10 protein-coding genes, 1 tRNA gene and 2 pseudogenes are annotated in these 7195 nt (G+C 69.8%); 8 read left to right on the plus strand and 5 right to left on the minus strand.

Annotated features, from left to right (window positions below; genetic code table 11):
- The first annotated feature begins 60 nt into the window (after positions 1-60).
- The 8 genes and pseudogenes from ACVMLK_RS18530 to ACVMLK_RS18565 all read left to right on the plus strand — a co-directional run.
- Complete coding sequence (locus ACVMLK_RS18530; RefSeq protein ID WP_457487236.1) at positions 61-276, plus strand: hypothetical protein; 216 nt, start codon at positions 61-63, stop codon at positions 274-276.
- An 81-nt stretch (positions 277-357) separates the two neighbouring features.
- Positions 358-864, plus strand: a complete 507-nt coding sequence (locus ACVMLK_RS18535) for a hypothetical protein (RefSeq protein WP_457487237.1) — start codon at positions 358-360, stop codon at positions 862-864.
- Entirely contained in the window at positions 864-1178 is a 315-nt protein-coding gene (locus ACVMLK_RS18540) for a hypothetical protein (RefSeq protein WP_457487238.1), read from the plus strand. Before ACVMLK_RS18535 ends, ACVMLK_RS18540 begins: the two co-directional genes overlap by 1 nt.
- Positions 1162-2436, plus strand: a complete 1275-nt coding sequence (locus tag ACVMLK_RS18545; RefSeq protein WP_457487239.1) for a phage major capsid protein — start codon at positions 1162-1164, stop codon at positions 2434-2436. The genes ACVMLK_RS18540 and ACVMLK_RS18545 overlap by 17 nt, the downstream gene beginning before the upstream one ends.
- Before the next feature lie 26 nt (positions 2437-2462).
- Positions 2463-2981 (plus strand): HK97 family phage prohead protease, encoded by a 519-nt coding sequence (locus ACVMLK_RS18550; protein ID WP_457487243.1) that lies wholly within the window; start codon positions 2463-2465, stop codon positions 2979-2981.
- A complete protein-coding gene (locus ACVMLK_RS18555) occupies positions 2981-4129 on the plus strand; it encodes a phage portal protein (protein ID WP_457487240.1) in 1149 nt (382 codons plus the stop codon). The genes ACVMLK_RS18550 and ACVMLK_RS18555 overlap by 1 nt, the downstream gene beginning before the upstream one ends.
- Positions 4129-4362, plus strand: a complete 234-nt coding sequence (locus tag ACVMLK_RS18560; protein ID WP_422921663.1) for a helix-turn-helix transcriptional regulator — start codon at positions 4129-4131, stop codon at positions 4360-4362. Before ACVMLK_RS18555 ends, ACVMLK_RS18560 begins: the two co-directional genes overlap by 1 nt.
- 581 nt (positions 4363-4943) lie before the next feature.
- A pseudogene (locus ACVMLK_RS18565) lies at positions 4944-5345 on the plus strand (tyrosine-type recombinase/integrase); the annotation flags it as partial.
- Positions 5346-5496: 151 nt separating this feature from the next.
- On the opposite strand, the gene ACVMLK_RS18570 reads toward ACVMLK_RS18565, so the two are convergent.
- From ACVMLK_RS18570 to ACVMLK_RS18590, 5 genes and pseudogenes are all read right to left on the minus strand, one after another.
- Positions 5497-5572: transfer RNA gene (locus tag ACVMLK_RS18570), tRNA-Phe, on the minus strand.
- Positions 5573-5717: 145 nt separating this feature from the next.
- Positions 5718-6155 (minus strand): septal ring lytic transglycosylase RlpA family protein, encoded by a 438-nt coding sequence (locus ACVMLK_RS18575; protein ID WP_457487241.1) that lies wholly within the window; start codon positions 6153-6155, stop codon positions 5718-5720.
- Between the two features lie 72 nt (positions 6156-6227).
- Positions 6228-6413, minus strand: coding sequence for a DNA gyrase inhibitor YacG (gene yacG / locus ACVMLK_RS18580; protein WP_457487242.1), 186 nt, complete (start codon positions 6411-6413; stop codon positions 6228-6230).
- Positions 6403-6615, minus strand: a complete 213-nt coding sequence (locus ACVMLK_RS18585; protein WP_457487244.1) for a hypothetical protein — start codon at positions 6613-6615, stop codon at positions 6403-6405. Before ACVMLK_RS18585 ends, yacG begins: the two co-directional genes overlap by 11 nt.
- Before the next feature lie 109 nt (positions 6616-6724).
- Positions 6725-7057 (minus strand): annotated as a pseudogene (locus ACVMLK_RS18590) (ribonuclease E/G); the annotation flags it as partial.
- Between the last annotated feature and the right edge of the window lie 138 nt (positions 7058-7195).

A 7195-nucleotide genomic window follows, 5' to 3' on the forward strand; every position in this document is an offset into this window, starting at 1 on the left:
TGAGGAGGAAGCCGTGCGGAGCCTCACCGAGGATGTCCTCCGGCTGCTGGGAGGCCAAGCGTGAAGCGCCTCCGCAAGCTCTGGCTCCGCGTTCGCATCCTGTGCCTCGAACTGGAGCTGGCCTGGCGCGAGGGGCGGAAGCAGGCCCTGGCCGCCGAGATCGAGGAGCAGTTCGGCTACGAGCCCGGCTGGCTTCTCCTGCCGGGGAATGCCGAGAAACACCTGGGGTGGCTGGAGCAGCGGCAGAGGTGGTCGAGGGCGCAATCCGGCAGATAGAAAACCTCTTATAGAGAGCGGTGTAGGCTTGCACCAAGCATTCGTGTAAGCCTACACTGGCAATGTAAAGGGGATGAGCCGATGAGCGCCGACAATCTGGACTTCGTAAACCGCTATACGTCAGCACAGACCTGTGCCGCGGCCGACATCTCCGGCGACACGCTCAAGAACTGGGTTTCGCGCCGGCCGCAGGTGGTGTTCCTGAACCAGGGCGAGCGTGACCAGATTGTCAGCCGCGGTGGCCTGCTGTTCAGCTTCCAGCGTGTCATGCAGATCGCCTTGACCAACAAGATTGCCAGGACCGGCCTGCGGCCACGTGAGGCTGCGCTGATTGCGGCCGCCTTCACGGATTTGGGGGAAGGACCCCTTGCGGATACCCCAGCTCGCGAGCCGGGGAAGCTGTTCGAGGAAGGTCTGACGGTGCTGGCGTGGTATCCGGGTGAGACGGTCGGCCGCGTGATGAATGTTCGGCCGGAACGCACCCTTCTCCACGACCTGTTCTGGTACGAGCACGATCGCGAGGAAGCCAGCGCCATCGTGGTGAACAGCCTTTATCGGCACGTGCGTACGGTTCTGGAGCACGGCTGATGCGCTTCGAGATCCTCGCGCTGCGCCCCTTCGAAGGCTTCCCCAGCGAGGGCTACTGCGCTGAGGTCACGCTCGGCTATGCCGACATGACCATCTCCGGCTGCCGTCTGGGACATGACTGCCATGGCAAGCCGTTCGTCGCCTTCCCCAAGCTTACCGGCCAGCGGGCCCGCATCCACGTCAAGGATAGCGGCACCCGACGGAAGATGGTGAGTGATGCGGCCACGCTCTACGAGCAGATGAAGGCCGCCGCCGAAACGCCCGTCGCGAAGGCATCGTCTGTTTGGGACAATCGCGATGCCGTCCATCCGTGACCTGATCTCTCGCCGCGAAGCCATCCGCGCCGAGCTGCACGACATCCTCGCCAAGCATCCCGACGGCGCGCTGCCGGACGAGACGCGCGCCCGCGCCGATGCGCTGGAGGCCGAAGCGCTGCGCGTGACCGACGCCGAGCGCCGCCAGGCCATGCTCGACGATCTCGACCGCCGCGCCGCCGGCCAGCCCCTGAACGGCACCGGCGATGCCAACCTGGATCGCGAGGCGGCCCGCGTCGGCCTGCTCGACGTGGTGCGGGCCGGCATGGGGGGTACCGACCACGCTGCCGGCCGCGCCCGCGAGATCAGTGCCGAGCTGGAGCGCCGCTCCGGCCGCAAGGCGCAGGGTCTCTACTGGCACATGGGCCAGCCTATGGAGCAGCGCGTGCTGACCACGGCGGCCCCGGCGGGCGGTCCCGGCGGCAACCTGATCGCGACCGAGCATCGCCCGGACCTGTTCATCGACCGCCTGCGCAACACCACGCGGGTGCGCTCGCTGGGCGCGACGGTGCTCACCGGCCTGACCGGCAATCTCTCCATCCCGCGCCGGAAGGCTAGCGTGACCGCCGGGTGGGTGGCCGAGAACATCCCCCTGCCGAACAGCGATCCGCAGTTCGAGGCGATCACCCTGACGCCGAAGCATGCCGGCGTGATCAGCGAATGGTCGCGCAACATGGTGCTGCAGAGCAGCCCGGACGTGGAGCAGCTCGCCCGGAACGATATGGCGCTGGAACTGGCCGAGAAGCTGGACACGGCCGCCATCGCCGGAACGGGCACCAACAACCAGCCGCGCGGCATCCTGAACACCGCGGGCATCGGCACCGTGTCGCTGGGTACCAATGGCGGCGCGCTGACCTATGACGCGGTGGCCGATTTGGTCGGGCTGGTGGACGACGCGAATGCTGCCGGCACGGGCTTCCTGATCAACACGAAGGTGCGCCGCGCCGCCGCGAAGTTGAAGGATACCACGGGCGTTCCCCTGGGCCTCGCCACGGTGTTCCAGGGCCAGACGGTCGCCGTCAGCAACCTGGTGCCGAGCAACCTGAGCAAGGGCACCGGCAACAACCTGTCGGCGCTGATCTATGGCAACTGGTCGGATCTGCTGATCGGCGTCTGGTCCGAACTCGACATTCTGGTGAACCCGTACGAGAGCACGGCCTACTCGAAGGGCAATGTGCAGATCCGGGCGATGATGACGGTGGATATCGCCGTGCGTCACCCGGAGAGCTTCGCCGCCATCACCGACGCGGTGGCCTGATGAGCGCGGCCCGGTTCCCTGACGGGATGGAAAGGCGCGCGGCCGTCGAGCTGCGTGCCTCCGGGCGCCGCCTGGAAGGCTACGCGGCCTCCTTTGGCGTGCCCGCCCAGATCGGTGGCTTCGTCGAGGTGATCCAGCCCGGCGCCTTCCGGGCCGCTCTCCTGATGAAGACGGACGTGCTGGCTCTGGTGGATCACGATCCCGGCCGCCTGCTGGCCCGCACCAGCTCCGGCACGCTGCGGCTGGAGGAGGACGCCAAGGGCCTGCGCTTCGAACTGGACGTGCCCGACACCCAGCTCGGCCGCGACGTGCTGGCCCTGGCCGAGCGCCGCGATCTGGGCGGCATGTCCTTCGGCTTCCGTGTCAAGGATGAGGCGTGGCCGACGCGGGACCGGCGCGAGCTGCGGGCGGTGGATCTGATCGAGGTCAGCATCGTGCAGGCGCATCCGGCCTACAGCCAGACCACGATCAGCGCGCGGGCGCGCACCATGGGCCACGCCGAAGCGGTCGCCCGCCTGCGCCGCGCGATGGTGGAGGCGCTGTGATGGCCGGCCTTCTCTCTCGCATTCTCCGGCGCCCGGCTGAGACGCGGGCCCTGGACTACGAGAACTTTGGTCGCTTCTTCGGCATCGCGCAGACGCCGGGGGCCGGGCATGTCAGTCCGCGGCTGGCCGAGAACCTGGCGACCGTCACGGCCTGCGTCGGCGCGGTGGCCAGCGTCATGGCCAGCCTGCCGGCCTATGTCTACCGCAAGGCGCCGGGCGGGCGCACGGAGCTGTACGACCATCCGGTGGCCCGCCTGGTGCGCCGGCCGAACAGCCATCAGTCCTGGCCGGATCTGGTCGAATGGCTGATGGCCCAGGCGCTGCTGCACGGCAATGCCCTGGCCGAGATCCAGTATGACGGCGCCGGGCGCGCCACGGCGCTAGTGCCCGTACCCTGGCCGCTGGTGAGCGTGGTGGTGCTGCCGAGCGGGCGTATCGCCTACGACATCGCGCCGGAGAGCGGGCCGCGCCGCCGGCTGCTGGAAGGTGAGGTGTTCCACCTGCGCGACCGCAGCGACGACGGCATCGTCGGGCGCTCCCGCATCAGCCGCGCGCCGGAAGTATTGGGCATCGCCATCAGCGCCAACACGGCGGTGAGCAAGCTCTACTCCGGTGGGTTGAGGACGCAGGGCTTCATCGAGGCACCGAACATCCTGACGGCCGCTCAGCGCACTGATGTTGAGGGATGGGCGGGCAGGATCCGCGAGGCGATGCAGCATGGCCGCCTGCCGCTGCTGGAAGGCGGTTTCCGGTTCAACAACGCCTCGCTTAGCCCCGAGGATGCCGAGTTGCTGGAAAGCCGCCGCTTCTCGGTCGAGGAGCTGTGCCGCCTGTTCCAAGTTCCGCCGCCGATCGTGCAGGACCTGAGCCACGGCACCTTCACCAATAGCCGCGAGGCCGGGCGCTGGTTCGCGCAGTTCAGCCTGGCGCCCTGGGCGCGGAAGATCGAGGCCGAGTTCGAGCGCAGCGTCTTCGGCGCGAGCAGTGCCGATTGCCTGATCGAGCTCGACATGTCCGGGCTGATGCGGGCCGATGCCGAAGCTAGGTGGCAGAGCCACAAGATCGCGGTGGACGCTGGCATCCTCGACCCTGACGAGATCCGGGAAATCGAAGGATGGAACCCGCGAGGGCAGGGGGCGGGCGCCTGATGGCAAAGCTCGATGCCCTTCCCCTGAGCCTTCCGCCGCTGGGCCTGTGCCGGGCGACGGCGGCGGCCTTCCTGGGCATCAGCACCACCACCTTTGACGAGATGGTGAAGGATGGCCGGATGCCGGGCGCCAAGCGGATCGGCAGCCGGAAGGTGTGGGACCGGCGGGCGCTGGAGGTGGCGTTCGCGGCGCTTCCCGGTGACGGTGATGCCAATCCCTGGGACGAGGCATGATCAAGGTCGAGCGTCACTACCGGCACGTCGTCCGCGACACCGACCGGCACGGCAATGTGCGGGTGTATCTGCGGCAGCCGGGCAAGCCCAAGGTGCGGCTGTATACCGAGCCGGGAACGGACGCTTTCGATGCCGAGTACCGGGCGGCCGTGAATGCCAAGCCGAAGAAGCCCGCGCCGCAGCTTGGCAAGGTGCTTCCGGGGAGCGTCGACGCCCTGTGCATCGCCTACTACAAATCGGCCGAGTTCCGACGGATGGACGAGCGCACGCAGCGTGTGCGGCGGCAGATCCTTGACCGCTTCCGGGTCGAGCGTGGCGACAAGCCTGCCGCCCGCCTGGAGCCGCGGCACCTGGTGGTGATCCGGGATGCCAAGGCGGACACCCCCGAGGCCGCCAACGGCCTCCTGAAGGCGCTGAGGGCCGCCTACCGGCACGGCATGGCCGTGGGCCTGGTGGATCAGAACCCGGCCCTGCGCGTCTCCTACCTGCCCGGAAGCGCCGAGGGCTTCCACGCCTGGACGCTGGAGGAGGTGGCACGCTTCGAGGCGCACTGGCCCGTGGGCAGCAAGCCGCGCCTGGCCATGGCCCTGATGCTCTACACCGGCCAGCGCCGCAGCGATGTGGTGCAGTTCGGCCGGCAGCATGTGCGGGATGGCTGGCTGCGGTTCACTCAGCACAAGAACCGGAACAAGCGGCCGGTGCGTCTGGAACTGCCCATCATCCCGGAGCTTCAACAGGTCATCGACGCCACGTCCACCGGCGAGCTGACCTTTCTGGTGAGCGGGAAGGGGACGCCCTACTCGGCCGAGACCTTCGGCAACAGTTTCCGGCGCTGGTGCCGCGAGGCCGGGCTGCCGCTGTGCTCACCCCATGGCCTGCGCAAGGCAGCCGCGGCGCGGCTGGCCGAGCTGGGCTGCACGGCGCACGAGATCATGGCCGTGACAGGCCACCGGACCCTGAAGGAGGTGGATCGATATACCCGCGGCGCGGCCCAGCGGGTGATGGCGGAGAGCGCTTTCTCCCGCCTCATTGCGGCGTCGGCCGGCAATGAAAAGTCCCACCCCAACCCTGGCCGGTCGGAGTGGGACGAAAGCGATAGTCAAGCTACTGAAAACAAAGGAGATAGTAAGTGGATGGTGCCCAGAGCCGGAATCGAACCAGCGACACTGCGATTTTCAGTCGCATGCTCTACCAACTGAGCTATCTGGGCCCATGGCCGGGGCGCCGTATCGGCCGCCCCCGGTAGAGGAGGCGCTGATTAAACCAAGGGTCAGGGCTTGTCCAGAGGCCGGGCCGGCACCCTTGGAAAAAGCCCAGTGGAAAAAACCCAGCGGAAAAAACCCAGCGGGAAAAGCTCAGCCCGGATCCTGCCGCCCGCCCAGCGGCACGATCTCGACCATGGCGGTGCCCTGCTCGCGCATGCCGAGCTGGGTGGCGACGCGCGGGCTGACATCGAGCACCCGGCCGCGCTTGAACGGCCCGCGATCCTCGATGGTGACGACGGCGGTGCGCCCGTTCTCCAGGTTGCGGACCCGCGCCCGGGTGCCGAGCGGCAGGGTGCGGCTGGCGGCCGAGGCGGAATTGCGATGGAAGCGCTTGCCATTCGCCATCCGCTTGCCGTGGAAGCGCTCGGCGTAGAAGGAGGCGTGGCCGCGCTGTGGCTTGGCCTGCGGGCCCGCCGCGCCGCGCTGCGCCGCCGTCTCGCGCCGCTCCCGCGCCCCGGCGGGCTCCGGCGGCAGGGCAAAGACGAGGCCCAGCGCCAGGCAGGCTGCAAGTATGGTGAAACGTCGCATCCTATCCTCCTGTTCCGGCGAGCTTCCTAGAAATCCTTACGCTTGGCCCGTGGAATGGTTGCCCCGGGCCACCTACCGCTCCCCGTCCTCCTCCACCTCGGCGGGGGGGCCGGGAATGGCGTAATCGCCGTTCAGCCAGCGGCCGAGGTCGATCTGCTTGCAGCGGGCCGAGCAGAAGGGGCGGGTGTCCGGCTGCGGGGGCTTGCCGCAGACCGGGCAGCCGGCCTTGCGGGCGGGGCGGCGGGTTTCATCCGGCATGGACGTGCTCCTGTCCGGGGGGGCAGAGCGGGTCGGGCCGCAGGTGCAGCGGCCCGGCCGCGCGGTGGAACTCCTCCAGCGCGCCGGGCCAGTCGCGCAGGGCGGCCAGCACGGCGGGGGAGGCGGTCAGGGTCAGCGGGGCGCCGGGGCGGGGGGGGGGGGGCGGCGTCCCGCAGGCCGCGCCGCAGCGCCAGGAGGCCACGGCTGAGGGGCGAGGGCGGCAGGCCCACCACCTCGTGCCAGGGCCGGTGGGTGCGGCGGCGCTGCAACTCGATCAGGCCCAGCCCGGTCAGGCCGATCAGCCGCAGGTCGGGGTCGGGTGCGGCGGCCTCGGCCATGGCGGGCAGCAGGGCCTTGCGGCGCGCCACCGCGAGCCCCGCCATGTCGATCAGGATGGCGCCGGCGAGGTGCCGCAGCCGGATCTGCCGCGCCGCCTCGGCCAGCGCGGCGGTGTTCAGCGCCCGGTGCGCGGCGGCGTCGCGCCGGCCCGCCGCGCTGCCCGCGTCGATGTCGATGGCGACGAGGGCCGGTGTCGGATGGATCGTCAGCCGCCCGCCGCCCTCCAGTGGAACCTCGGGCGAGGCCAGCAGGTCGAACGCCGTCTCCAGCGCGTCGTCGAAGGCCGGAGCGGTGGAGAAGGCCACGCGCTCCGGCCCCAGCGCCGCGCGCAGCCGGGCGGCGCTGGCGGCGTCATCGGTGCGCAACAGGGCCGTGGGATGCGCGGCGGCGAGGCGCAGCGGCGCGTCCGGACCGCGCGCCAGCAAGCGCGGCGGGCCCTCGGG

Source organism: Teichococcus aerofrigidensis (assembly GCF_054073225.1).